Annotated in this window: 1 protein-coding gene; it reads left to right on the forward strand. The window is 63.7% G+C overall.

Features of this window, described 5'->3' with window-relative positions:
- A partial coding sequence (gene tuf, locus CU669_RS20920; protein ID WP_112147519.1) for an elongation factor Tu occupies window positions 1–1,076 on the forward strand: 1,076 nt, incomplete at its 3' end.

Here is a 1,076-nt window from a genome sequence, read left to right on the forward strand (position 1 = left end):
ATGGCTAAGGCTAAATTCGAGCGGAACAAGCCGCATTGCAATATCGGCACCATTGGTCACGTTGACCACGGCAAGACCTCGCTGACGGCGGCGATCACCAAGATTCTGGCCGAGACCGGCGGCGCCACCTTCACCGCCTACGACCAGATCGACAAGGCGCCGGAAGAGAAGGCGCGCGGCATCACCATTTCCACGGCGCACGTGGAATACGAGACCGGCAACCGCCACTACGCCCATGTGGATTGCCCCGGCCACGCCGATTATGTGAAGAACATGATCACGGGTGCTGCGCAGATGGACGGCGCCATCCTGGTTGTGTCGGCGGCCGACGGCCCGATGCCGCAGACCCGCGAGCACATCCTGCTGGCGCGTCAGGTCGGCGTTCCGGCGCTGGTGGTGTTCATGAACAAGGTCGACATGGTCGACGATCCCGAGCTGCTGGAGCTGGTGGAGCTTGAGATCCGCGAGCTGCTGAGCTCGTATCAGTTCCCCGGCGACGACATTCCGATCGTTCAGGGTTCGGCCCTGTGCGCCCTGGAAGACAAGCGTCCCGAGATCGGCCGCGAGGCGATCTTGAAGCTGATGGCCGAGGTGGATCGCTACATCCCGCAGCCCGAGCGCGCCAAGGACCGTCCGTTCCTGATGCCGATCGAAGACGTGTTCTCCATCTCGGGCCGCGGCACCGTGGTGACCGGTCGCGTCGAGCGCGGCGTGGTCAAGGTCGGCGAGGAAGTCGAGATCGTCGGCATCAAGACGACCGTCAAGACCACCTGCACCGGCGTGGAAATGTTCCGCAAGCTGCTCGATCAGGGCGAGGCCGGCGACAATATCGGCGCCCTGCTGCGCGGCACCAAGCGTGAAGACGTCGAGCGCGGCCAGGTTCTGGCGGCTCCCGGCTCCATCACGCCGCACACCAAGTTCAAGGCCGAAGCCTATATCCTGAACAAGGAAGAGGGCGGTCGTCATACCCCGTTCTTCACCAACTACCGTCCGCAGTTCTATTTCCGCACCACCGACGTGACCGGTGTGGTCAGCCTGCCGGAAGGCACCGAGATGGTGATGCCGGGCGACAACGT

The sequence above is a fragment of the Paramagnetospirillum kuznetsovii genome, assembly GCF_003284725.1.
GTDB classification, from domain to species: Bacteria; Pseudomonadota; Alphaproteobacteria; order Rhodospirillales; family Magnetospirillaceae; genus Phaeospirillum; species Phaeospirillum kuznetsovii.